We start from the raw sequence: 21,738 nt of genomic DNA, 5'->3' as shown, positions 1-21,738 counted from the left end.
GCCATGCCAACGACTAGAATGTCAGATGACTTCCATCCGTTTTAACTTCTACCGTTTCGCCCGCTTTCACACCGCCGCTAATGATCTGTTTAGAGAGTGGGTTTAACAACTCTGTTTGGATCACACGCTTCAATGGACGAGCACCATAGATAGGGTCATAACCTTTGCGAGCCAAGAAATCGACAGCCTCTTTGCTGAAAGAGATACCGATTTTTTTGCCCTTCAATCTTTGTGCAACAAGATCCAATTGAACTTGGACGATGCCAGCAATTTGATCCTGACCCAAAGAATGATAGATCACAACTTCATCGATACGGTTTAAGAACTCAGGACGGAAATGATCTCTCAATGCCTCAGTCACCGCTTTTTGTTTCGCGTCTTCTGACATTTTAGGATCGAGGATCGATTGCGATCCGACATTTGAAGTCATGATCAACACGGTGTTTTTGAAATCCACTGTGCGACCTTGACCGTCTGTCAAACGACCGTCATCCAAAACCTGCAACAAAATGTTGAAAACATCTGGATGTGCTTTTTCAACTTCATCCAAAAGAACAACACTGTACGGTCTGCGACGAACGGATTCGGTCAATTGACCGCCCTCTTCGTAACCCACGTATCCCGGAGGCGCACCGACCAAGCGAGACACAGAGTGTTTCTCCATGTACTCACTCATATCGATACGAACCACAGCTTGTTCATCATCAAATAAGAACTCAGCCAAAGCTTTCACAGTTTCGGTTTTACCGACACCTGTTGGCCCCAAGAACATAAATGTTCCGATAGGGCGATTTGGATCTGAGATCTCAGCGCGAGCTCTGCGGATCGCATCCGCAACCACCGTCAATGCATGGTCTTGACCCACGACACGTTTTTTAAGTTCTTCTTCCATATGCAAAAGTTTTTGGCTTTCGCTTTCAAGCATTTTGCTGACCGGAACGCCCGTCCACTTCGCGACAACTTCTGCCACGTCTTCTGGACCGACCTCCTCTTTCAGCATGCGGCTTTCATTGCCGTTCTGCTCTTTACTGCGGTCTTCCATCGCTTTGAGTTTCTTCTCAGTTTCTGGAAGTGTGCCGTATTTAAGTTCTGCAGCTTTACCCAGATCGCCTTCGCGCTCTGCTTTGGCCACAGCCACTTTTAAATCTTCAATGTCAGCTTTGAGTTTTTTGATTTGGGTGATGCCACCTTTTTCAAATTCCCATTGCTCACGCAAAAGTTGGTTCTTAGCACTCAGACCTGTGATCTCTTTATCAATCACGGTGATGCGTTCTTTCGCACCTTCGTCTTTTTCTTTTTTCAAAGCTTCTTTCTCAATACGAAGCTGCATCAATTCACGTTCAATTTTATCCACTTCTTCAGGGACTGAACGCGTTTCGATACCAAGCTTACTTGCTGCCTCGTCGATCAAATCGATCGCCTTATCTGGCAAGAAACGGTTGGTAATATAACGACGTGAAAGCTTCACCGCCGAAACCAGAGCCGAGTCAGTGATACGAATACCGTGATGGACTTCGTATTTTTCTTTCAGACCACGCAAGATTGTGATCGCGTCTTCTTCACTTGGTTCCTCGACCATCACTGTTTGGAAGCGACGTTCAAGGGCGGCATCTTTTTCGATGTACTTCCGGTACTCATCCAAAGTGGTTGCACCGATACAGCGAAGTTCGCCACGCGCCAATGCCGGCTTCAATAACTGACCTGCATCCATGGCGCCATCAGTTTTACCCGCACCAACCAAGGTGTGAAGTTCGTCGATAAACAAAATAATCTGACCTTCGCTGGACGTGACTTCTTTAATCACAGCTTTTAAGCGATCCTCGAACTCACCACGGTATTTTGCACCGGCGATCAAGGCGCCCATATCCAAGGACATTAACTTTTTGCCAATCAAGTTATCAGGGACGTCGTGTTTTAAAATACGCAGCGCCAAGCCCTCAGCGATGGCTGTTTTACCAACACCGGGCTCACCGATCAAAACGGGATTGTTTTTCGTACGACGAGACAAAACCTGCACCACGCGGCGAATTTCTTCGTCACGACCAACCACAGGGTCTAGTTTACCCTCTGCTGCCAAAGCCGTCAGATCACGAGCGTACTTGTTTAAAACTTCGTACTTGTTCTCAGGATCGTCATCCGTGACCTTTTGGCTGCCACGCATTTCTTTGAGGGCAGTTTTAACTTTGTCTGTATTTAAATTAAACTTCTTAAAGAACGCCGCAAGCTCAGAGTCCGAGCCCTTTAGCATTGCTAAAAAGAAGTGTTCTGTTGAGATGTAGGCATCGCCCCACTCGTCGGCTTCCACTTCGGCACCACGGAATATTTTTTCCAGGCGTGGACTGGCAAATTGTTTTTGCCCGCCACCACTGACAGTTGGAAAACGATCGACTTTTTTACGAAGCTCGCTCAAGAAATCAGCTTGGGCGACATTTAATTTGTCTAAAAGACGAGGGATGATCCCTTCGCTTTGCTGGACCAGTTCCAGCAAGAGATGCTCAGGCTCAACAGATGGGTTTGACTTGCGTTCCGCCAGCTTTGCAGCAGCCTGCATAGCCTCTTGGCTTTTTCGCGTCATTTTTTCAATATCGTTGCTCATAGCTCCTCCATCTGATTTAAGGATGAGGTCTATTTCGCCATTGTCAACTCCAAGGACTTTATAAAATGCCAGGTATTGTTAATCCTAAAGGAAAAGGTAAATCCAAGCCTCGCATCCGCCCCTCTATTCACAAAGACACAGTGAATCCGGCTGATTTTTTGAAGTATGACACGCGTTTTTCTTGTGAAGACTGCACCCATTTTGCCAGTGAAACTGTGATTTGCACCCTGGGATACAACCCACAACATCACTTGAAAGCAACGCAGACACATCAATACGCCTTAGCTGGCAACATGGCATTCTGCCGTTTTATCGAAATCGATTAGTTCCCTTCAAAGTTTTTAAGAATTCTTAAAGCGATTATTTCTCTAACCATCGTCCGATGGGGGAATTTGACGTTATCTTCGTCTAGGAAAATCGCTTTTTTCCCTCTGAAAGTATTGTATCTTAGTGATTCAGGACAATCTTACGTCTTGAATCCCAGATCTGGCCTTCGACTAGTATTGTCGAAATAAGACAAATCCCGCCTCACGTCCTGTCAAGAGTACCTCCCAAATCCCGATCTTAATCACATCAAAGATTCACTCAGAAGGAGTCAAGAGAGAAGGTCACTCTCTTGCTAATACCGAAAGGAGGGCCTTCAAGGATGAAATAAAAATGAACAACAGATTGTTCAAAGCTGTGCGCTGGAACAAGAGGTTGAAAAACCTGAATGAACATAAAGCACAGCATGGTCCACAAGGCTAAACGGCCAAAAGCACAGACTCGGATGTCGGTGCCGGGCAAGCAGAAGTAGGTTCTGCTCACCCAAAAAACAATCAAGGAGGGTTTTATATATGAAAAATAAATTTTAACGGAGGATTTTAAAATGGGAATGAGAGTAACAACAAACATGGCTGCTATTAACGCTCAAAGAAACTTGATCGGTTCACAAAGAACTATCAACGATTCAATGGCGAAATTGGCTTCTGGTTCACGTATCAATAAAGCTGCTGACGATGCTGCAGGTTTGGCGATTTCTGAAAGCTTCAAAGCTCAGATCCGCTCTGCTTCACAAGCTCAACGTAATGCGAACGATGGTATCTCCATGGTTCAAACTGCTGAGGGTGGGTTGAACGAAATCGGTAACATCATCGTACGTCTTCGTGAGCTAGGTATCCAAGCTTCTTCTGACACTATCGGTGACAAAGAGCGTGGCATGTTGAATAAAGAGGTTGTTCAACTTAAAGAAGAGATGCAACGTATCGCTAACGTTACAACTTGGGGTACTACGAAATTGTTGGATGGTTCTTCACCAAGCTTCGATTTCCAAGTAGGTATCCGCAACAACGCTGAAGAAGATCGTATCTCCTTCAAAGCTCAAGAAAACGTAGCTACTATCGATTCTTTGGGTCTTTCTGGCATCGACTTCTCTTCTAAAGAAGGTGCTCAGGAATCTCTTGCGAAACTTGATGATGCTCAAACTTCTGTGAATGGTACACGCGCTAACTTGGGTGCCCTTCAAAATCGTTTGACTTCAACTGTAGACAACTTGGGTGTTGCAGTAGAGAACATGTCAGCAGCTAACAGCCGTATCCGTGATACAGACGTAGCTCAGGCATCTTCTGAGATGACTCGTAACAACATCTTGTTGCAAGCTGGTACTTCTACTTTGGCTCAAGCGAACCAAACTAACCAATTGGCTTTGAAACTAATCGGTTAATTTCGGCTCAACGGACTGAACGAAGTTACTTAAATAACTTAAACCCGGTAAGGAAACTTGCCGGGTTTTTTCGTTTTCACCCCTAATATCAATTACTTAGAAATACTAAATATCTATCCATCCCCACCCGATTTGCGCACAACTTTGCGCGTGAGGACCTCGAGTAAAAACTTTTGTTCGCTATGATAATTCCGTAATGATCCGCGATTTTCATTCGGAGCCAGACTTAACGACGAGATTCTATTTTGATTTGCCTCGAATAAAGAACCTCGTTAGTCTATGAGGGCATCGATTTTTACATACGACTACCTCGAGGGAGCAACGCCATGGCAAAGAAAAAAGCAAAAGCAAAACCAGCAAAAAAAGTAACTAAAAAGGCTGCTAAGCCAGCTAAAAAAGCAGTAAAAAAAGCTGCTAAACCAGCAAAGAAAGCTGCTCCTAAAAAAGCCGCTAAAAAACCTGCGAAAAAAGTAACTAAGAAAGCTGCTAAGCCAGCTAAAAAGGCTGCTCCTAAAAAAGCCGCTGCAAAAAAAGCAGCTCCTAAGAAAGCTGCTAAAAAACCTGCAGCGAAAAAAGCCGCTCCTAAAAAAGCTGCAGCTCCAAAAGCTAAAGTTGAAAAAGAAGTAAAACCAGTAGCAGCAGTTGCTCCAGTTGAAATCGCTTCTGATTTCGACGATGAAACTGAAATGGATACAATGGTTGATATCGAAGAAGAATCTGTATCTTCTGACGACGAATGGAACGATGACGAAGAAGCTGAAGGCGAAGAGTCAGACGATTCTTTCGAAGACATGGAAGACGAAGATTCTGAAGACGATATGCAAGAAAAGTCTGATGATGAAGACGAAGATGATGAAGAAGAAGACGAAGAAGGCGACGACGAAGGTTACTTCTAGTATCTAATTGCACATCGCAATCAAAAAAAGGGAGTCAACGACTCCCTTTTTTATTATCATCGCTTCATGTACAAACATCTGTATAAAAGATTTATTAAAGCGAACCCATCCCATCACCACTTTGCTTGCCACAGCCATCACTATTGGCCTGACATCACTCGCGACGCTCAACTGCAATACTGGGACGACACCGCCAAGTTTGTCGACGACAAGTGGGAACACATCTTTTCTGTTAAGGTTCCTCAAGCACAGCATTTGATTGCTGAGGTTTTAAATCTTGGTTACCCAGAGCAAATCGTATTTGCTCCGAACACTCATGAGTTTGTATTTCGCCTGTTGAGTTCATTGGATTGGAATCAAAAGGTTCGTATCTTAACGACCGATTCCGAATTCTATTCTTTTGATCGCCAGATCAATCGTCTTTCTGAGTTGCCACATTTTGAAGTTGTGAAGATCCCCACACTCCCCTTCGATACTTTCCATGAGCGTTTCGAACAAGCGATGGAATCAGCCGACTGGAACCTGATCTTTGTCAGCCATGTCTTTTTCAACTCGGGAATGGTCTGCGATGTCGAGCGCTTGGTGAAAGATGCTCCCTCGAACTGCCCTTTTGTTATTGATGGCTATCATTCCTTTATGGCGGTGCCTTTAAATCTGAACCCTATCCAAGACCGCGTTTTTTATGTGGCGGGTTCTTATAAGTATGCGCAAGGCGGAGAAGGCTGTTGCTTTTTGTACGTTCCGCCCTCCACTCGCCATCGTCCTTTATATACAGGATGGTTTGCGGAACTTTCAAAATTATCAGCCATTGGTGATGAGGTCGGCTATCCCACGGATGCTCTTCAGTATGCGGGCAGTACCATGGATTTTTCGGCAATGTATCGCTTGATCGCGACTTTGGAAAAGTTCCGGGATGAGGGACTGACGGTCACTAAGATTCACACCTTGATTCAGCAGAACCAACATCAGTTCTTAGCGGAACTCGATCGCCATCATCATCCTTTAGTAAATCGCGCGAACCTTTTGGCATTTGATCTTAAAAACCACGGGCACTTTCTGACTTTCAATTTACCTTCGTCAGAGGCGACTTCGGAGCTGGTTCAAAAAATGAAAACCCGGGGTCTTGTGACGGACTCCCGGGGCTCACGTTTAAGATTCGGTTTTGGCTTGTATCACGATTTTGCCGACATCAAAGATGCGGTCGTGAAAATCTAAACTACTCTACAGATGGAAGGTCAGAAAGTACTGAGTTATCCATTGTATCTGAAGTACCCGTTTCCACAGCTGGCGCTTGTTGGTGCTGAACTTGTTGAGCGCGAGATGGGTATGAAGGAACTGAAGAGTTGTGCATTCTTGGAGCAGAGCCTTCACGGTACATTGTATTGTACTGGTGGTTAGCACGTTGCTCGATCACTTCGTTAGATTCTCTTTGGAAAGTTGCACCGTTAGTCAGTTGGTTTTGTGGGCGGTACATTCTTGAACCTGTAGAAGCCACACAGTTACGAACTGCTGTTTCACCCAATTGAGAGTTCACTTGCATACCTTGTGCTCTCATTGCATTAGCTTGATCGAATGCACAGTTAATGAAGCGAGAGTCATCTGAAGAACCTGTACCTTGCGCGCACACTTCCGCTGCAGTGACTACTTTTTGGTTTTGGATGAACTGGCTAGAAGCCGTCAAAGGCAAACCGATGATTGTCATATTAAGCATACAAGCTGCGTAACCGCCACCATCATTTCTGAAGCCTGATTTACAAGCGCGATCAGTTTCTGCGTCATCACGGAAACCTGCTTGAGCCAGAACGCTCTTACAATTAGCTAGTTCTGTTGGGTAGTCACCCACACCTGCGAAACTCATTGAAGCACTCAAAGTAACAACTGCTGTTGCGATAATAGCTTTAAAAGTTTTCATCATTCCACCTTGTCACGCCCAATGAAGGGCAAAAGTTAATCTTTCGACATCACCTTACAAAGCAGAATCCAGACCACCCTCAAATTGAAATAAACACACACCCAGGTGTAAACGTCTTATACAGAGACAATCCCCGCCGCGCCTAGAAGGTCCCGAAACTCCAAAAGAAAAAGCCCTGTGAGGGGAAGAGAGAGGAACCCCCACAGGGCTTTAAGAACGTTATTCAATTATGAAGAGCGGGGCTCCGGCAGAACCGGAGCTGGAACAGACTACTTAGCTGGCTTCGTGTGAACTGCGAATTTTTCGAACTCGCCGTATTCATGAAGTTTGTTATAAAGAGTCTTGATCGTGATACCCAAGTTGTTTGCCGCTTGAGTTTTGTTACCACCGAAGTGCTGAAGAGCCTTCAAGATGTAACGTTTTTCAAGATCATGCAAAGTCATGTTTGGATCGTACTCGATCACGTCTTTTTGAGACTCAGGGTTTCTGATGTTCTCTGGAAGATCGTTCAACATGATCATGTGGCCGTCAGACAAGATTTGTAGTCTTTCGCACACGTTTTGTAGCTCACGGATGTTACCTGGCCACTCGTATTTCATCAAAATCTTCATTGCATCTTCAGAAACCGTACGACCACGGTTCAAGTATGCGTGTTGAGAGTTATTCAAGAAATGGTTGATCAAAGAAGGAATGTCTTCTTTACGACGGCGAAGTGGCGGAGCACTTACTACGATCGTGTTGATACGATAGAACAAGTCTTCACGGAAGTTACCGCGAACAACTTCTTGATCCAACTCACGGTTCGTCGCACAGATAATACGGATATCTACTTTAATTGGATCTTTGCCACCTACGCGGAACATTTCGCCTTCTTGGATGAAGCGCAAAAGTTTAGCTTGGATAGCTGGATCAAGTTCACCGATTTCGTCTAGGAACAATGTCCCACCGTTAGCAGCTTCAGCCAAACCGATTTTACGGTTGTAAGCGCCAGTGAAAGAACCCTTTTCGTGACCGAAAAGCTCAGACTCAAGCAATGTCTCACGAAGAGCACCGCAGTTGATTGCAACGAATGGTTTGTTTTTACGGTTTGAACGATCGTGGATAGAACGAGCGATCAACTCTTTACCTGTACCAGACTCACCCAGTACTAGGATGTTTGCGCCTGATGGAGCTACGCGGTCGATCATTTTCATCAAGTTGCCCATAACTTCAGATGTGTAGACGATGGTCTTGTTTTCCATCACTTTAGAAGTTGTGTTTGTATTCCACATAACTTGGTTAGCATTCTGAGAAGAGGGCAGGATCGTAGAATTGTTATCGTTCATGGCTCCACCTTTCGGTAACGTTCTTCATAAGAGTTTTGGACGCTGTCTCACTTTGAATGACTCAGTGTGAGACGCTTCCGACGCATTGAGTTATAACCTTAGTCCTGTACCTTTTTCAATAAAAAAAATGCATGGCGTTAGAATTTTTTTATTCCCCATGCCCGGAGCCGATACTTCAGGGTGCTTATGAGCAAGAGTTTTGAGCTCACAAAAAATATAGATAAATACCTGAAATACATGACTTTTATTAAGTCCGCCTCCCCCCTTACAATTAAGCACTATACCCTCGATTTGCAGCAGGCCTTCAAATTAGACAAACACTCACAATCGACGAAAACCTCATATTCCGAGGCTGAATTGATGGCTGAGGTGAGGGCCGCCTTCAACCGTTGGGCGACCCTTTCGCTGGCCTCCAGGAACCGAAAAGCTGCCACTTTGAAGAGCTTTTTCCACTGGGCCTATGTGGTCGAGGATCTCCTAGAGAGAGATCTGTCACTTCAAGTTACCTGCCCGAAAGTACCCCGAAAGTTACCGCATTTTCTGAGTGTGGATGAGGCGCTGGCCGTACTGCACACGTTCGACCGCGATAAGGATGTTCCCCTCCGAGAAAAGGTTCTCTTCCTGTTATTGTATGGAGCAGGACTGCGTGTGAGCGAAGCCTGCAATGTGCGCTGGAATGAAATTCAATTCCCGCAAAAAACTCTGCGAGTAAAAGGTAAGGGAAATAAAGAACGTGTCGTGGCTTTGCCAGGAATGACTGTCACCGCTCTTCAGAAGTGGAAAAAAGAAGGCGGCTTTGACGAGTACGTTTTTGGTGAGACTCCCCTGGTGCAACGAACTGCCTATGAGATGGTTCGCCAAAGTGGTGTTCGTGCGGGACTGCTGAAACCTCTACATCCCCATGCTTTGAGACATAGCTTCGCCACTCACCTGCTTTCCAGTGGAGCGAACTTGCGCACGTTACAAGAGATGCTGGGTCACGAAAGCCTGCAAGCGACTGAAAAGTACACTCATCTTGGTATTGATCAATTAGCAAGAACGATGGAAGCCCTTCACCCGTTGGGCAAAGGCAAATAACTATACGACAGCGTGAGCGATATAATGTCGAACCATGTTTTCGACGTTGTTCAATTCTTCGTCGACGATTTGGCGATGAGGAATCAGTGTGTTCGTATCTGCCAGATTCGTTTTTAAGAATGGTCCCATCCAAGGCTCTGGTTGGATGACACCTTGTTGAAGCATAAAGCGCAGATAAAAATGCATTTTCAAAACCAAAACATCTTGAGCGGCTTCAATCGACTTTAAGGTATGTCCCAAAAGATTGAACAAAAAGTCAGAGTGTTTGTCGCCCTCTTGTGAAACCTTGCCGACACAATCAAGGACATGCAGTGCAAATTCCAGATGATCATAGTCTTGGCGGATCCCCGGAAAATCATTGATCAAGGTCGCCTCTTGCAAGACGTGCATGCGCCCCTCTTCAGAACTTTGCTTATAGATGAAGTTCACGAAGTGCGTGGGTTCTAAAATCCCTCCGCCAAAGCGCTTTTTACTTTTCAGCGCACCACGGGCAATAAAGGATAACTTTTCCCCCTGCGGAGAAATCGCGTGAATGATGAGATCGGACTCACCGTACTTCACTTTGCGCAGAATGATGAATTTATCCTTAGCCTGAGACATACCTTTAAATACGCACTGGAGGCGGATTTGGCAATGCTTAGCTCAATGTTAAACGGACCAGGTTTGCTCTTCCAGGAGCTCTTTCAAGCTCTCCCTGATGGCTTTGGCAAATTGAGGGTTTTCTAGGATTTCAATCCCCGCCACCAAAAGCCCACGGAGGGTTTCGTTACTCGGTTTTGGCTCCCACCATTGATTGAACATCTTAACGCCGGACCATTTACACATATTGGTGCTATCCACCATGGTCCAACCCTCTTCACTGCTAAGTCCCAGCTTGGCGAAAACTTTTTCGGCCAAAGCCTCAGCACTGGTGTCTTTGAAAACTAAAACCGCACGATCAAATACGCGTAATTTTTCTGAATCAAAATAGCCTTTGCAGATATCCAGCATCGAGGCCTCGAAGGCACCAACCAAAGATGGATTCACCACGCGACCTTCACGGGCAACAACAACTTCCTGTAAAACCTCGGCATGATTCCAATCCATGTTCTGTACAAACATCGGAGGGCAACGGAAGCGCTCGCCTAAGACTGCGATAGCCAGATTTCCCGTATAAGAACACAGACGAACCGAGTAAGGACGCACTTCCACATTTTCATAGAAGTGACGTGCGTGAGAAATACGGAAAGAATAAATACGTTTTTCGTTCAGTAACTTATCTAGCTCTTCAACAAAGGGATAAATCTCTCCCGTCACTGGATGATCTTCCGCAAAGACCACAAAGTTTGTGTCTTTTTTTAAGCCATCCACCCAGCCCTTCACATCTTGCAACTGCAAATGCGAAATGAGATTCACTTCATAAGTTTCTTTGTAGTAGTACGGGAGTAGATTTTCAAATGTTGGCGTCTGCCCTTTGATACAACCAATAGCCTTTTTATGAGCCATGAATTGAGCACTGCCTTGAGTAATCTCAAAAACCGCATGGGCCAAGCCTTTGAAGGCACGAGCACGCAATGGATCTGGCAATCCAATTTGCATCTTCAAGGAGTCATTGAGTTCATCCCAGGTTTCCGGTCGCGCCACATCGATATACATATACAATGACGCTAACATCTATTTAGGCGTTTGCTTAGTCGTTTGCGAAAGCGCGTTGGACGAAGGTCCGACCTCAAGAAAGCTTGCGAAAAATAATTAACTTTCATCTCTATCCCGGAACTAACGTAGCCGATTTGAAATATGACTACACGAGCCATTCAAGGCTTTTATGCGGTCCCAAGACGCGACACCGCTTGGCGCTGGCTTAAATTATGTATCGAAAATATTGCGCCTCTGTTAGATTTTAATCAGAGGTACAAATGACAAAAAAACGAATTGAATGGCCCGTGGCCCTTTTCCTGACACTGAACCCGTTGGTCACGTTTATCCTCATGCCAATTTATTTCTACACTCATGGTTTTGAGTGGGGTATCGCCCTTTTCGCATTGATCTTTGCGGCAGCTACTAACTTGAGTATCACGGCTGGTTATCACCGTTTGTTTTCACATAAAAGCTACGATGCTCACCCCGTTGCTAAGGCGATTTTCCTTCTGATTGGTGCTTCTGCATTCCAAGGCTCTGCTTTGAAATGGTCTTCAGATCACCGTCGTCACCACACGCACATCGATGGCGAAAAAGACCCTTACAACATCAACGAAGGCTTCTGGTACGCACACATGGGCTGGATGTTCTTTAAGGATTCTGTGGATCAAAAAATCCATGCTCCAGATCTTGAAAAAGACTGGATGGTGAAGCTTCAAGACAAGTACTTCGTTCCCTTGGCGATGGTTATGGGTTTCCTAGTTCCAACGTTGATCGGTGGAGCAATGGGTTCTTGGCTGGGTGGATTCGTTATGGCGGGCGGTTTGAGAATCTTTTTGACTCAGCAGTCCACATTTTTCATTAACTCTTTGTGCCACACTTTGGGCAAACAAACTTACTCCAAAGAGATCTCTGCTCGTGACTCTTGGTTCGTAGCGATTCTAACTCATGGTGAGGGTTACCATAACTTCCACCACAAGTTCCAAATCGACTACCGCAACGGTATCAAGTGGTATCACTGGGATCCAACTAAGTGGGTTATCAAATCTTTGAACTACATGGGCTTGGCTTACAAACTACGCCAAATCTCTAACGTAGAAATTTTGAAAGCGCGCCTTCAAGCTGAATCTGCTGAACTTAAAAAAGTGGGCTTTGCGGATGAGCAACTAAATGCGATGAGAGAAAAAATCATCGACGCTCAAGCAAAGATCAAAAAGCTTCGTGAAGACTACGAACAGTTCAAAGCAGATGCTGTTCGTAAGCGCGAAGAGCTTAAAGAAGCTTACGATCACAAACTTGCTGAGCTAAGACGCGAAATGGAAGTTGCCCACCTTGAATTCCAAATGGGCATGAAGCTCTGGAAACTGCACCTTCGTTCTGTTTAAAAAATCTTGATTACAAAAATCTCAAAAGCCCGCTCTATAGCGGGCTTTTTTTATTCCAATCATACAAAACAATTATAGCTCTATGTCTAGATATGTTCGTTGGCATTTCTACTAATTAAATTTCTATTTAATATGACTGAATACACCACTTTTTAGGATTTGAACGTCAAGGAGGACATTCGTGGGTGAATCAGCATTACAGCAAGAGGGCTTTAGCGTCGAAAGAAAAGCCCAACAACGTTCTATTAGACAGGATCGCTCACAGATCGCCCCTCAATCATGCTTTCTTGAATTTGGCGGATACAAAGCTGCTATTCATGATGTCAGCATCTTTGGTTGCTCGGTGATCGTGACTCCCGAAGAACTCCCTCAGGTTGAACAATATTTTAAAGCCCACATCACGACGGAATGTAACGTGGTCTTTCAATCCACTCCCCTGCAAAAGCTCCATGTGCGCTGGGCCCAATCAGAACGCCTAGCAGATGGCAAAAACAATGAAATCATCATTGGCTTAGATATCATGAATGAGCCGTTGAATGTTGAGCTTATAAAGGCAAATGAGGCTGCTCACATCGCTATGGAAGAGCAAAATGCATATTCCCGTGGCGTGGCTCAGTTGCCCGTGGAATTCAAAGTCTTCGTTTATGAACTGCGCGATTTCTTGGCGACACTGAAACCAAAAATTGATCGCATCGAGGAACAAAAACCTCTGCATGACTATCACAAGGAATTGGAATTCCGCAGAACCGTCGCGGAAGCTTTTGCGAAGTATATGAATGCGGTTTTAAGCCCTTCCTACCCTCTGATTCCGAACCTTCTGACAAGCATGAATAAGTTCCAGCTAAAATGGGCTATGACATTTGCCCGTGAGCAGATGGGACCTTTACTGTGGGGCGCACCATTCGCTCACCGTGCCTACCACAAACCGCGCGGCTATGCTGGTGACTACGAAATGATGAATCAGCTGTATCGCGATGAAGTTGTCGGCAAGACCCTTTACGATCAGTGTATTCATAAATATTTCGTCGAAGACGCTTCTGGTACCGCGGTCAGAAACCGTGGCGTTTATTTGGCAAAGAAAATCAAAGAACTATTTCAAGAGACTTCTCCAGATCAAGAACTGAAATTGATGTCTATCGCTAGTGGCCCCGCTAAGGAACAACAACTTTTCCTTCAGGATGCCCAAGAGTTCTTAGGCCGAAGTGCTGAATTTACCTGCGTTGACCAAGATGAAGAGTCTTTGAAACATGCTCACCGTCAGTTGCACACCATTGATCGTAAAGTCCAATCGAACTTTGATTTCAAGTTTAGCAACCTGGCTATTCGCAATATCATCGCGCAAGGCTTCCCTGAGAAGAATTACGATATGATCTATACGGCAGGGCTGTTCGACTATTTCACCGAAGCGATTGCCCGTCGTACAGCTGAAAGAATGCTCGATGCGGTTAAACCCGGTGGCAAAGTGATCATTGGAAACTTCTGTGCTGATAACTACAAATACGGTCCTTTCCTGGAGCTATTCTTAGACTGGACACTGATTTACCGTACAGAGGCAGATCTTCTGCGCGTATTCGATGGATTAGGCGCGAAAATGTGGGTTGAAAAAGAGCCTCTGGGCGTGAATCTTTTCATCGTTATTCAAAAGTAAAATCATTCGATGTGTTAACCAAAAGTGTTCTGATCCTGGCAGGGACAGAACACTTTACGTCACTCTCTTTCGAAGTCTCAAAGTGAGACACCCCCAACAACTGTAAGCTACCGATATTACTTGTGTCATTTTGGCAATGATCTTGCTCCTCCAAAAAGGTGAGGAGAATCATGCCTATGAAATGGACTGCAACTTTATTGAAATTCAGCTTGATCGCCACGTGCGGAGCAACGACTCTGGCGTCATCAAATATTCCTCTATTTGATATGATAGAAATGGCGTCTTCTACGCCTAAAGCGAAATCTCAGCAATATACTGAAAAGATCTACCCTTTGGAGATCGTTAATAAAACGACAACTAAGTCGTCTAAAGAGACTGCTAAAAAAGCACCGGTAAAAGCGGTTAAAGCTGCTCAAAAAACAAAGGCGAATCCAAAGGCTAAGTCAAAATCAACACTTCCTGTGCAGAAAGCAACTGTATCTAAAGAGGCTGAAGAGTCTATTTCTGCGAGTGCTGTTCAAAAAGTAGATCAAATGAACAAAGTAAATGATCTTTTGGCCTTCAGCAAAGGCGACACTTCAGGATCAGTGACTTGTAAGAACTGTTCTGTAGCGAGTGAATTTGCGGCGATGAAGTTCAATGAATGCTCTCCTAAGAACAACTATATGGAAGAGTCTTTGGAAAGAAAAAAGACAAGCAACTCGTATATCGGCGCTTTGATCCGCACTCCTATTAATAAAAAACCAATGATCCGTCCGGTTTGTATTGAAACTGCGATGTACTTGCAAAGTGCTGCTTCGGGTCCGGTTGTGAACTATAAAACGTGCTCTGGTGGCAACGCTAAGAATGCCCCAGCCCGTCCATGTGTTAGCGAAAACTATTTTACACTTATCAACAACAGCTTTGAAGTTGTCTCTCAATGTATGAAAACTTATATCGGCGAAGGTGAATCTGCTGCCGCTCAAAAACAAAACATCCTTGCCGTATTCGGTATGATCACTGTTGAGTCTGGATTCCACGTTAATATCATGTCTAAGACAGGTGCCGGTGGTATCGGTCAGTTCACACAGCCAGCGATCAATGCAGTTAATAAAATGATCTCTGAAACGGAAGAGTTCTTACTGACTCATCCAGATGCTCGCTGCCAAAAACTTGCGACTGAATTCCTTAAAGAGGATAAGCGCATGGGTTCTAAAAATACTTGTGACCGTATTTCCATCACTGAAGGAAATCCCGTTACGAACATGATCTATACTTATGCAGCTCTTAAAGAAGCTAACGATTACTTTGATAACAACATCTTTAACGATGAAAAAATGAAAGCTAAGTTCGCTTTGTCTTCAAATGAATTAGCTAAGATCAAACGTGCTACGATGATCTGGTCACACAACACAGGTTATGCAGGTTTGAAAACACCTCTGACTAAGCTATTAACGACAAAGTATGCGAAAAAGAAAGTAACCAATGCGGATACTTTCCTAGCTGAACTGAAAGAATATGCTCGCTCTTACCCGAACAAGGGCAATGCGGGATCTAAAGCTCGTATTAAAGAAACTGCCAACTACTATGCAAAAATTCAAACCAAGATCGACTTGGTTCAAGAAGGTGCTGCGGGGGGCTCATGCTTAAATTAATTCTTCCTCTAGTATCGGTGATGATGTTGGTGCCGTCGTTGTCGATGGCATTGAATGACTCCTACACAAAAAATCTGATCGAGAAATCAGTGGCCTCCATTGAAGGCTCCACAGATAAACGACAACAGCTGGCCTTGGCCAAAGAGTTTAAACAATTGGTGATTCAAAGAGCCGATCAAATCGGAGAAGCGTCTTTGACTAACAAAGCTTATGATACAGAGTCATCAGAAATGGTAGACCTGATTGTTGCCCTTGATCGTACGACTTTGAAGAAAGCAACAAAATCAGAATGTGCAAAAGCACTGAATGGATTGTTAACAGACGCCGGCGTTGAAAACGTCGAAGAGACCGAGTCTCAATCTTGGAACCAGCTGCAATTCTCATTGCCAAGCAAGGTTTCAAATTTTGAGTTCACGGCCTTCCGTGTTCTTAAAGCTCTCTGCGAATAATTAGTTCAAAGAGAACTCTTTCATTACTTGGGCTGCGATCGGATTTTCAATTTTACGATTCGCAGCCATCAGCCAGATCTCCTCGTAAACACCCTTCATGGTACCCAATACAATTAGCTTTCCATCTTTCGTAAGCTTCTTTGCAACCGCATCGGCCACGGGAATAAGCCCCACACCCTCTGCTCCTAATAATGTTTGCAAGCTGGTGTCTTGAATCTCTGCAACTTGATCGACCTTAATGCGATTCACACTGAAGTAGTGATCGATTTCGCGGCGTAGTTTACTGTGCACCGTGGGAATCACGAAGGGCTGACCTTCCAGAGATTGCGGGAAGTTCTTTTTAAGATGCTTGTATTTTTCTGAAGCGCACACCACTACCGGAAGTTTCGCAATCGACTTGGCATAGACACTTTGAAAATCCACCGATGGCGCATAGTTTGATAAAAGCAAATCCACTTGGTGATTTTCAAGTTCCCTTAAAAGTTGATCACCGGAACCCTCGACAACCGAGATGTTGCAGTTACCTGCCTTGTACGCTTGCATGATCACCTTGTGAGTGATGTCCTTTGGCACGCTGTCCAAGGCGCCAATCTGTACGTGGAGGCGATTGTTATGAAGGCGATCTTGCAGCACCTCCACCATTTCAGCCCCCAGGCTGAATACTTGCTGTGCGTACTCAAAAGCGATGCGCCCTGACTCTGTCAAATGCAGGCGTTGTTTGCTTCTTTCAAAAAGAGGCTTCCCTAAAGACTCTTCTAACTGCTTCAATTGAGTACTGAGGGTGGGCTGCCCGATATTAAGTCTCTCTGCGGCTTTGGCGATACTGCCCTCTTGAGCGATCGTGAAGAAATAATGCAGGTGGTGATAGTTAAGCCATTGAAAATCTTGGGTTGTTGTCTTAACAGCCATAGGGACCCCTTTGTTTAAAACGAATAACTTATTACAGTTTATCTATTTTTCAGAAGAATGAATATCATATAAAGTAGAAGAGTTAAATAAGGAGATTCTTTACATTGGATCAGGTTTTATTGTTCCCGTTTGCTGAGTATTGGTGGTTTTACCTCGCATTCCTAGGTTTTGTTATCGGAATGCTCGCCCTGGATTTGGGCGTATTTCATAAGCACTCCCATGCCGTTGGCTTTAAAGAAGCAACCGCTTGGTCGATTGCTTGGATTTCTTTGGCCTTGGTCTTTAACGGACTCTTATACGGCTATACCTACTGGAAGTTTGGTGATCAGGCGATTGCCAATCAGGTCGGACTTGAGTTCTTGACCGGGTATGTGATCGAAAAATCCCTGTCGGTGGATAATATCTTTGTCTTTGTTGTCGTGTTTGGATTCTTTGGAGTTCCAGCGCAGTATCAGCACAGAGTTTTGTTCTTCGGTATCATCGGTGCCCTTGTATTCCGTGCGATCTTTATCGCTCTGGGTTCAATCTTGATGCAATACCAAGCTGTTGTTCTGATCTTCGGTGCTTTCTTGATTATCACTGGTATCAAGATGATGTTCCAAAGCGAGCATGCTCCAGATCCGTCTAAGAACTGGTTGATCAAGTTCATGCGTAAGCACATCCGTGTTTCCGATCGCATGCACGGTGACCACTTCTTTGTGAAAGAAAACGGCCTGCTTTACGCGACTCCGCTATTTATCGCCTTGGTATTCCTTGAGTTCACTGACGTGATCTTTGCAGTGGACAGCGTCCCTGCGATCTTTGCGGTGACGAAAGAACCTATGATCGTATTTACGTCTAATATCTTTGCGATCTTGGGCCTACGTTCGTTGTACTTCTTGCTTGCCGGTGTCGTCGACAAGTTCCACTTGTTGAAGTACGGCTTGGCGCTGACTTTGATCTTCGTGGGTCTGAAAATGACTTGGTTGAACAAAGTATTTGATGGCCACTTCCCGATCGGTATCTCTTTGGCTGTGATCGCTCTGTTTATCGGTGGTTCGATCGCGTTGTCTTTATTGATCCCACCAAAAGGTGCGTCTTCGCCGGAAGATAAGCACTAAAGGGTCATTGGCTGCCCACCGCGCGACTCATAGGTCGTGATGGTGGGTGGAATGACTGCAAACTTAGGCAAGGCTGCATAGAATTCTTTCGTGTAGCCTTGTTCTAAATGAGCATGCAGGTCTTCCCAACTCTTCCAGGTTTCAATGAACATAAAGACTCCGGGCTCAAGTGGGTCTTCAAAGAATTCATAACTCATACAACCTTTATCCGCCCTCGCTGGATTGACGACAATGGCTGCGAGCCCTACGAAATCTCGTTCTCGTTCCGCTTTCACTTGGATTTTCGACGTCATTACGATCATGGCTTTTCTCCCCGTATTGTCAGTTTATCAGCCAATCAAATAATACGTCTTGGTGAACTGGGATTTTCTGCTAAAATGAAATCATGAATAAACGCCTGTTCTTTGCCTTGAACGCGACCGATCCTCTTGCGACAACTTTCTTGCCGTTTTACAAAAAATTGAAGATCAATGCAGATCAAAAAGAACTGGTTATCAAATGGGTTCCACCTGAAAACTACCATGTCACCGTTAGTTTTTTAGGCGAAACCTCCGAAGACAGCATCCCAGCCTTGAGTCAGGCCTTGCAAGATGCCTGTGAACAGACAAAGCCGTTTGATCTTAAAATTGACGATATCGGGGCATTTTCCAATGAACATGATGCTCGTACATTATGGCTGGGAGTTCAGAACAAAAAAGCTCTGGGTGAATTCAAAGATCTTCTGGATGGAATTCTGAAAGAAAGAAATTTGCTGAGTTTTATCGATAAACGCGATTTCACTCCGCACTTAACAATCGCGCGCCTGCGCAATCCTAAGAGTGTCAAAGACATGATTTCACCGCTCAAACGTAAGGGTTTTGGTAAAATTCATGTCAGTGAAATTGTTTTGTATGAATCGAAGTTAGCGGGTGCGTTTCCCGTCTATAAGCCCCTTTTTAGAGCCACCCTAAGCGGAAAAGACCAAGACGAAAACCTGACGGCCACAGAGGAGTAAACTCTGTGGCGTGAGCCAAGACTAGATTCCGCGGCCACCAAGATTAATGATCGAACGACCATGAGCAAACACGATATACAAGCGACCTGAATAGATTTTCTTTTCACGAGGCCAGAAGAACGTGCGAACTGTGCACTTCTGTCCCACTGGTAACAAGTCCGGACAATTTGTTTGTGCATCCCACACAAAACCACCTGCGATCAAAAGCTTTTGCAATTGCAAAGGCTCATCACCCACAGAAGTCACCGTGAAATCCACATACTTGCGAGAGTTCACAAACGTCGCACCGAAGTTGTAATTGTAATACTGATCTCCCGTAAAAGATGACGATTGAGCCAACTCAATTTCTGCCTGAGCTTGAGCAAAAGAGAACAAAGGAATAAAGCTTAGAAGAAAACCTACAAAAATGTTTCTCATTACAACCCCCTGAATCCAAGCGTACCGCTTGGACTAGAGATTGGACATTGGAAACTGGAAAGAGATTGGGCTCTTGCGTTACGACTTAAGCCGAGCCCTAAATTATCTCAATTGATTGCGTTGATGTTCAGCTCCGAAGCATCATCTATACATGATTGATTCACTGAAGAAAAAAGAGAAGCGCCTTCACGGGCTTGTTGAAAAATGGACATTGAAACTTCAGAAGCATCAGAGTGCTCGTCTGACGACAGGTCTGATTATCTTTCTTAGCTTTATTCCTATTACCATGATGGAAAAGGCACAGTGGGTGTTTACGATCCCTGGAGTTCTGATTCTTATCTTTGTGGTGCTGGTGATCCGCACTCGCAAAATCCAAAGACATGCGCTTCACCTTGAGAGACACTTACAGTTTACGAGACGTCAATTGAATCGCTGCCTGGGTAAAGAAAGCCAACGTAGTTGGAAGCCGGCCTACGAGTTGAGAGACCAATATCCATTGATCTCCGACATCGGACTCATGGGATCTCATTCCCTCTGGACATTGCTTGACGAAACCCTTTCTGAGGGAGGAATGCGTAAACTTCTGGGCTGGATGAGCACAACTCCCAAAGCAGAAACCATCAAGTCACGCCAGAAGACGATTCAAAATCTTCGCTCTGAATCTTGGTTCTACACACGTCTTAGTATTACTGCGAATTCCAACGATATGAATTTATCGACATCGCAGATTCAAAATTTCTTAAAGAACTCTTTCGTAAATCCTTCATTTATGAAGCTGCTGTTTTTAAATCTGGGTCTGTGGATTTTAACGGCCGCTGCATTTATTTTCTCTGCACAAACAGAATATCAATTCCCTCGCGTCGTGTTTTGGATCTTCCCTGTGTTAAGCATGGTCAGCATCAGTTCTGTGAAACATGTTTTTAGCGAAGGCACCGGCCTCGCAGTTCACCTGGAAGTCTTGGCACCCATCTTTGCAGCGATCGAGAAGCGCACGCAGACAAATAAAGCCATGGCAAATCTATGCCCCACGGTTAAAGCTCATTCTCCATCGAAGGCAGCCAGAAAACTCGAAATCATTCTAAGTTTCCTGGGGACACAGACGAATCCTCTTTTGCATTTTCTATTGAATGCATTTCTGCCTTGGACGATGGTTTCTGTGTTTTTCCTTGAAGTTCTGCGCAAGAAAATCACCAAAGACTTTCCGGAGTGTTTGAATGAGCTTTCAGAGCTAGAAGTTATCGGAAGCTTGCTGATTTTTGATAAATACCAAACGCAAACTTACGCGGAATTCAAAAATCAAATTAGTCTGAGCTGTGAACAGGTTTTCCACCCTCTGCTTGATCGCAGCAAAGTGGTCGCGAATGATTTTTCTTTCTCTCAAGGTCAATCCTTGGGACTACTCACGGGTTCGAATATGTCGGGCAAATCGACGTTCCTACGCACAATCGGAATCAACCAAGTTCTGGCAAATATGGGAGCTCCGGTTTTTGCTAAGAGCTTCTCGACTTATCCGATGAAAGTTGAAACCTGCATCGAGGTGAGTGACTCCCTCCGCGATGGCTATTCGTATTTCTATGCAGAGGTTCGTCGCTTAAAAGATATTTTGCAGTCAGCAGCCAGCAAGCAACCGATCTTGTATCTGATTGACGAAATTTTCAGAGGCACTAACAATCGCGAACGCCAAATCGGCAGTCGCGCTGTGATTAAAACCTTGGCGCAAGAATCGACAGCTTTGGGATTTATCTCGACCCATGATCTTGAATTAACGGTGCTCGAGCAAAGCAATCCATCGCTGATAAACCTGCACTTCCGCGAAGACATCAACGAAAGCGGTCAGATGGTTTTCTCATATCACTTAAACCACGGTCCTTGTCCGACAACGAACGCCCTAAAAATCATGGCCGCCGAAGGAATCAAAGTCGAAGACATTTAAAAAATCAAAATTCCTCAATAATTTTCACAACCGCTTCGGTTACTGCCAGCATCAAAAACAAACAACCAATTCAAAATAAAAAAAGCCACCTCAATGGTGGCTTTTTTTATTCCCGCGCTCCGGGAACCAAGGTTGATCAAAAGT

20 protein-coding genes are annotated in these 21,738 nt (G+C 44.7%); 12 read left to right on the top strand and 8 right to left on the bottom strand.

Annotated elements, in window-relative coordinates:
• Positions 1–13: 13 nt before the first annotated feature.
• Positions 14–2,596, bottom strand: coding sequence for an ATP-dependent chaperone ClpB (clpB, locus tag ACLVWP_RS03550; protein ID WP_413560158.1), 2,583 nt, complete (start codon positions 2,594–2,596; stop codon positions 14–16).
• 65 nt (positions 2,597–2,661) lie between these two features.
• Here clpB and ACLVWP_RS03545 point away from each other — a divergent pair, with 65 nt between their 5' ends.
• The 4 genes from ACLVWP_RS03545 to ACLVWP_RS03530 all read left to right on the top strand — a co-directional run bounded on the left by ACLVWP_RS03545 (position 2,662) and on the right by ACLVWP_RS03530 (position 6,409).
• Entirely contained in the window at positions 2,662–2,922 is a 261-nt protein-coding gene (locus ACLVWP_RS03545; RefSeq protein ID WP_413560156.1) for a hypothetical protein, read from the top strand.
• A 542-nt stretch (positions 2,923–3,464) separates the two neighbouring features.
• Complete coding sequence (locus tag ACLVWP_RS03540) at positions 3,465–4,298, top strand: flagellin (protein WP_413560154.1); 834 nt, start codon at positions 3,465–3,467, stop codon at positions 4,296–4,298.
• 326 nt (positions 4,299–4,624) lie between these two features.
• A complete protein-coding gene (locus ACLVWP_RS03535) occupies positions 4,625–5,194 on the top strand; it encodes a hypothetical protein (RefSeq protein WP_413560152.1) in 570 nt (189 codons plus the stop codon).
• Positions 5,195–5,260: 66 nt separating this feature from the next.
• Positions 5,261–6,409, top strand: a complete 1,149-nt coding sequence (locus ACLVWP_RS03530; RefSeq protein WP_413560150.1) for an aminotransferase class V-fold PLP-dependent enzyme — start codon at positions 5,261–5,263, stop codon at positions 6,407–6,409.
• 1 nt (position 6,410) lies between these two features.
• On the opposite strand, the gene ACLVWP_RS03525 is transcribed toward ACLVWP_RS03530, so the two are convergent.
• Positions 6,411–7,109: a hypothetical protein gene (locus ACLVWP_RS03525; RefSeq protein ID WP_413560149.1), complete on the bottom strand. Its 699-nt coding sequence runs from the start codon at positions 7,107–7,109 to the stop codon at positions 6,411–6,413.
• 266 nt (positions 7,110–7,375) lie between these two features.
• Positions 7,376–8,431 carry a sigma-54 interaction domain-containing protein gene (locus ACLVWP_RS03520; RefSeq protein ID WP_413560147.1) on the bottom strand — a complete coding sequence of 352 codons (1,056 nt, stop codon included), beginning with the start codon at positions 8,429–8,431 and terminating at the stop codon, positions 7,376–7,378.
• A 186-nt stretch (positions 8,432–8,617) separates the two neighbouring features.
• Here ACLVWP_RS03520 and ACLVWP_RS03515 point away from each other — a divergent pair, with 186 nt between their 5' ends.
• Positions 8,618–9,508 carry a tyrosine-type recombinase/integrase gene (locus ACLVWP_RS03515; protein ID WP_413560146.1) on the top strand — a complete coding sequence of 297 codons (891 nt, stop codon included), beginning with the start codon at positions 8,618–8,620 and terminating at the stop codon, positions 9,506–9,508.
• On the opposite strand, the gene recO is transcribed toward ACLVWP_RS03515, so the two are convergent.
• Both recO and ACLVWP_RS03505 read right to left on the bottom strand, forming a co-directional pair.
• The gene (recO, locus tag ACLVWP_RS03510) at positions 9,509–10,108 is read right to left on the bottom strand and encodes a DNA repair protein RecO (protein ID WP_413560144.1); all 600 of its coding nucleotides are present in this window, start codon (positions 10,106–10,108) and stop codon (positions 9,509–9,511) included.
• Between the two features lie 48 nt (positions 10,109–10,156).
• On the bottom strand, positions 10,157–11,161 hold the full coding sequence (locus ACLVWP_RS03505; RefSeq protein ID WP_413560142.1) for a hypothetical protein: 1,005 nt from the start codon (positions 11,159–11,161) through the stop codon (positions 10,157–10,159).
• Positions 11,162–11,403: 242 nt separating this feature from the next.
• Between ACLVWP_RS03505 and ACLVWP_RS03500 the strand changes: the two genes are divergently transcribed.
• The 4 genes from ACLVWP_RS03500 to ACLVWP_RS03485 all read left to right on the top strand — a co-directional run bounded on the left by ACLVWP_RS03500 (position 11,404) and on the right by ACLVWP_RS03485 (position 16,241).
• On the top strand, positions 11,404–12,510 hold the full coding sequence (locus ACLVWP_RS03500; protein ID WP_413560141.1) for a fatty acid desaturase: 1,107 nt from the start codon (positions 11,404–11,406) through the stop codon (positions 12,508–12,510).
• A 181-nt stretch (positions 12,511–12,691) separates the two neighbouring features.
• Positions 12,692–14,158 carry a class I SAM-dependent methyltransferase gene (locus ACLVWP_RS03495; RefSeq protein ID WP_413560139.1) on the top strand — a complete coding sequence of 489 codons (1,467 nt, stop codon included), beginning with the start codon at positions 12,692–12,694 and terminating at the stop codon, positions 14,156–14,158.
• A 176-nt stretch (positions 14,159–14,334) separates the two neighbouring features.
• Positions 14,335–15,792: a transglycosylase SLT domain-containing protein gene (locus tag ACLVWP_RS03490; protein ID WP_413560138.1), complete on the top strand. Its 1,458-nt coding sequence runs from the start codon at positions 14,335–14,337 to the stop codon at positions 15,790–15,792.
• Positions 15,780–16,241 carry a hypothetical protein gene (locus ACLVWP_RS03485; RefSeq protein WP_413560136.1) on the top strand — a complete coding sequence of 154 codons (462 nt, stop codon included), beginning with the start codon at positions 15,780–15,782 and terminating at the stop codon, positions 16,239–16,241. Before ACLVWP_RS03490 ends, ACLVWP_RS03485 begins: the two co-directional genes overlap by 13 nt.
• Here ACLVWP_RS03485 and ACLVWP_RS03480 read toward each other — a convergent pair whose 3' ends face one another.
• On the bottom strand, positions 16,242–17,150 hold the full coding sequence (locus ACLVWP_RS03480; protein WP_413560134.1) for a LysR family transcriptional regulator: 909 nt from the start codon (positions 17,148–17,150) through the stop codon (positions 16,242–16,244).
• 104 nt (positions 17,151–17,254) lie between these two features.
• Here ACLVWP_RS03480 and ACLVWP_RS03475 point away from each other — a divergent pair, with 104 nt between their 5' ends.
• Positions 17,255–18,250, top strand: a complete 996-nt coding sequence (locus tag ACLVWP_RS03475) for a TerC family protein (protein WP_413560133.1) — start codon at positions 17,255–17,257, stop codon at positions 18,248–18,250.
• On the opposite strand, the gene ACLVWP_RS03470 is transcribed toward ACLVWP_RS03475, so the two are convergent.
• The gene (locus tag ACLVWP_RS03470; protein WP_413560131.1) at positions 18,247–18,552 is read right to left on the bottom strand and encodes a putative quinol monooxygenase; all 306 of its coding nucleotides are present in this window, start codon (positions 18,550–18,552) and stop codon (positions 18,247–18,249) included. The two genes, ACLVWP_RS03475 and ACLVWP_RS03470, sit on opposite strands and share 4 nt — an antisense overlap.
• Positions 18,553–18,635: 83 nt before the next feature.
• Here ACLVWP_RS03470 and thpR point away from each other — a divergent pair, with 83 nt between their 5' ends.
• Positions 18,636–19,244, top strand: coding sequence for an RNA 2',3'-cyclic phosphodiesterase (gene thpR / locus ACLVWP_RS03465; protein WP_413560129.1), 609 nt, complete (start codon positions 18,636–18,638; stop codon positions 19,242–19,244).
• A gap of 21 nt (positions 19,245–19,265) precedes the next feature.
• On the opposite strand, the gene ACLVWP_RS03460 is transcribed toward thpR, so the two are convergent.
• Entirely contained in the window at positions 19,266–19,661 is a 396-nt protein-coding gene (locus ACLVWP_RS03460) for a hypothetical protein (protein WP_413560128.1), read from the bottom strand.
• Between the two features lie 151 nt (positions 19,662–19,812).
• On the opposite strand from ACLVWP_RS03460, the gene ACLVWP_RS03455 reads away from it, so the two are divergent.
• Positions 19,813–21,594, top strand: a complete 1,782-nt coding sequence (locus ACLVWP_RS03455; RefSeq protein ID WP_413560126.1) for a MutS family DNA mismatch repair protein — start codon at positions 19,813–19,815, stop codon at positions 21,592–21,594.
• Positions 21,595–21,738 lie beyond the last annotated feature (144 nt).

This window comes from Bdellovibrio sp. HCB209, from assembly GCF_047306065.1.
Classification (GTDB): Bacteria; Bdellovibrionota; Bdellovibrionia; order Bdellovibrionales; family Bdellovibrionaceae; genus Bdellovibrio.
The sequence above is the reverse complement of the archived record's forward strand: the minus strand, read 5'-3'. Positions and strand labels throughout refer to the sequence as shown.

What these genes read in the sequence shown, in the direction of transcription:
- clpB (WP_413560158.1), bottom strand. Translation starts at nt 2,596, where the DNA reads ATGAGCAACGATATTGAAAAAATGACGCGAAAAAGCCAAGAGGCTATG.
- ACLVWP_RS03545 (WP_413560156.1), top strand. Translation starts at nt 2,662, where the DNA reads ATGCCAGGTATTGTTAATCCTAAAGGAAAAGGTAAATCCAAGCCTCGC.
- ACLVWP_RS03540 (WP_413560154.1), top strand. Translation starts at nt 3,465, where the DNA reads ATGGGAATGAGAGTAACAACAAACATGGCTGCTATTAACGCTCAAAGA.
- ACLVWP_RS03535 (WP_413560152.1), top strand. Translation starts at nt 4,625, where the DNA reads ATGGCAAAGAAAAAAGCAAAAGCAAAACCAGCAAAAAAAGTAACTAAA.
- ACLVWP_RS03530 (WP_413560150.1), top strand. Translation starts at nt 5,261, where the DNA reads ATGTACAAACATCTGTATAAAAGATTTATTAAAGCGAACCCATCCCAT.
- ACLVWP_RS03525 (WP_413560149.1), bottom strand. Translation starts at nt 7,109, where the DNA reads ATGATGAAAACTTTTAAAGCTATTATCGCAACAGCAGTTGTTACTTTG.
- ACLVWP_RS03520 (WP_413560147.1), bottom strand. Translation starts at nt 8,431, where the DNA reads ATGAACGATAACAATTCTACGATCCTGCCCTCTTCTCAGAATGCTAAC.
- ACLVWP_RS03515 (WP_413560146.1), top strand. Translation starts at nt 8,618, where the DNA reads ATGAGCAAGAGTTTTGAGCTCACAAAAAATATAGATAAATACCTGAAA.
- recO (WP_413560144.1), bottom strand. Translation starts at nt 10,108, where the DNA reads ATGTCTCAGGCTAAGGATAAATTCATCATTCTGCGCAAAGTGAAGTAC.
- ACLVWP_RS03505 (WP_413560142.1), bottom strand. Translation starts at nt 11,161, where the DNA reads ATGTTAGCGTCATTGTATATGTATATCGATGTGGCGCGACCGGAAACC.
- ACLVWP_RS03500 (WP_413560141.1), top strand. Translation starts at nt 11,404, where the DNA reads ATGACAAAAAAACGAATTGAATGGCCCGTGGCCCTTTTCCTGACACTG.
- ACLVWP_RS03490 (WP_413560138.1), top strand. Translation starts at nt 14,335, where the DNA reads ATGAAATGGACTGCAACTTTATTGAAATTCAGCTTGATCGCCACGTGC.
- ACLVWP_RS03485 (WP_413560136.1), top strand. Translation starts at nt 15,780, where the DNA reads ATGCTTAAATTAATTCTTCCTCTAGTATCGGTGATGATGTTGGTGCCG.
- ACLVWP_RS03480 (WP_413560134.1), bottom strand. Translation starts at nt 17,150, where the DNA reads ATGGCTGTTAAGACAACAACCCAAGATTTTCAATGGCTTAACTATCAC.
- ACLVWP_RS03470 (WP_413560131.1), bottom strand. Translation starts at nt 18,552, where the DNA reads ATGATCGTAATGACGTCGAAAATCCAAGTGAAAGCGGAACGAGAACGA.
- thpR (WP_413560129.1), top strand. Translation starts at nt 18,636, where the DNA reads ATGAATAAACGCCTGTTCTTTGCCTTGAACGCGACCGATCCTCTTGCG.
- ACLVWP_RS03460 (WP_413560128.1), bottom strand. Translation starts at nt 19,661, where the DNA reads ATGAGAAACATTTTTGTAGGTTTTCTTCTAAGCTTTATTCCTTTGTTC.
- ACLVWP_RS03455 (WP_413560126.1), top strand. Translation starts at nt 19,813, where the DNA reads ATGATTGATTCACTGAAGAAAAAAGAGAAGCGCCTTCACGGGCTTGTT.